Origin of the sequence: Pseudomonas sp. NPDC086278 (assembly GCF_050280905.1) — a bacterium.
Taxonomy (GTDB): Bacteria; Pseudomonadota; Gammaproteobacteria; order Pseudomonadales; family Pseudomonadaceae; genus Aquipseudomonas.
Window position 1 is genome coordinate 1 of record NZ_JBNNWE010000214.1, and the last position, 1528, is coordinate 1528.

The window sequence follows — 1528 nt, forward strand, 5'->3', positions numbered from 1 at the left end:
AAATCGGCGGCGGAATAGCTCTGCGCGGGGTCGAGAATGTCGATCAGACGGTGAGGAAATTCAGCCAACAGTTCTTTCGAAGGCTTGGCAGTGCCCCTCCAATGGTCGGCTGCCAGAATTCAATAACTTGGCATAATTTGTGCCGACAAAATGCGCGCAGAGTATAGGGGCGGTTCAGCCCCTATTCAACAGTCAGGTAGTGATTTCCGACTGCGCGCTACATGAGGAAATGTTTCAGCGGATGTGCGCAAGCACGCCTTGAAGCTCGTCGAGGGAGTTGTAGCCAATCACCAACTGCCCTTTGCCCTTCTTTCCGTGGCGGATCTGCACCGCAGAGCCTAGGCGCTCGGCCAGACGCTGTTCCAGTCGGGCGATATCCGGGTCCGGTTTTGCAGGCTCCACAGGCTCCGGTTTACCACTCAACCACTGGCGAACCAGTGCCTCGGTTTGGCGCACTGTCAGCCCCCGTGCGACAACATGTCGCGCCCCCTCAACCTGTTGATTCTCCGGCAAACCGAGCAAGGCACGGGCGTGACCCATTTCGAGGTCACCGTGCGACAGCATGGTTTTGATGACTTCCGGCAACGCGATCAAGCGTAGCAGGTTGGCCACGGTCACCCGGGATTTGCCCACGGCCTCGGCGACTTGCTGCTGCGTCAGCTGGAACTCCTGCTGCAAACGCTGCAGGGCCACGGCTTCTTCGATCGGGTTGAGGTCTTCGCGCTGGATGTTCTCGATCAGCGCCATGGCGATCGCGGTTTCATCCGGCACGTCGCGCACCATCGCCGGGATGGTTTCCTTGCCAGCTTGCTGGCTGGCACGCCAACGGCGCTCGCCGGCGATGATTTCGAATCGACCGCTGCCGATCGGACGCACCACAATCGGCTGCATCACGCCTTGGGATTTGATCGACTGCGCCAGTTCTTCCAGCGCCTGCGGATCCATGTCCCGACGCGGCTGATACTTGCCGCGCTGGATCAGGTCCAGGGGCAGGTGTTGCAGCTCGCGCTGATCGGCTTGCACCGCCTGTTCTTCCAGTGAACTGACAGTCGGACCACTCAGCAGTGCATCCAGTCCACGTCCGAGACCTCGTTTCTTGACGGCCATGGGATTCCTTAAGTTGCCTGAGCGGCGGCGGTGCGTGAGTTTTTGCGTTGACGACGAACCAACTCGCCGGCCAATGCCAGATAGGCGATAGCGCCCCGCGATGCTTTGTCGTAAGCCAGCGCCGGCATGCCATAACTTGGCGCCTCGGCCAAGCGGATGTTGCGTGGAATCACCGTGTCGTACAGCTGCTCGCCAAAGTGTTCCTTGAGCTGCGCCGATACGTCATTCATCAGGCTCAGGCGCGGGTCATACATGGTCCGCAGCAGGCCTTCGACTTTCAGGTTCGGGTTGAGCAGTTCGGCGATGCGCTTGATGTTATCCACAAGGTCGCTCAAACCTTCGAGCGCAAAGTACTCGCACTGCATGGGGATAATTACCCCGTCAGCGGCGACCAATGCGTTCAGGGTCAGCATCGACAGCG

2 protein-coding genes and 1 pseudogene are annotated in these 1528 nt (G+C 59.6%); all 3 read right to left on the reverse strand.

Annotated elements, in window-relative coordinates:
• Nucleotides 1-95, reverse strand: a pseudogene (locus tag ACQKP4_RS29040) (hypothetical protein); the annotation flags it as partial.
• A 139-nt stretch (nt 96-234) separates the two neighbouring features.
• A complete protein-coding gene (locus ACQKP4_RS29045) occupies nt 235-1107 on the reverse strand; it encodes a ParB/RepB/Spo0J family partition protein (protein WP_427637437.1) in 873 nt (290 codons plus the stop codon).
• Between the two features lie 8 nt (nt 1108-1115).
• Nucleotides 1116-1528: ParA family protein (locus ACQKP4_RS29050; RefSeq protein ID WP_427637438.1), on the reverse strand; the 413-nt coding region annotated here is incomplete at its 5' end.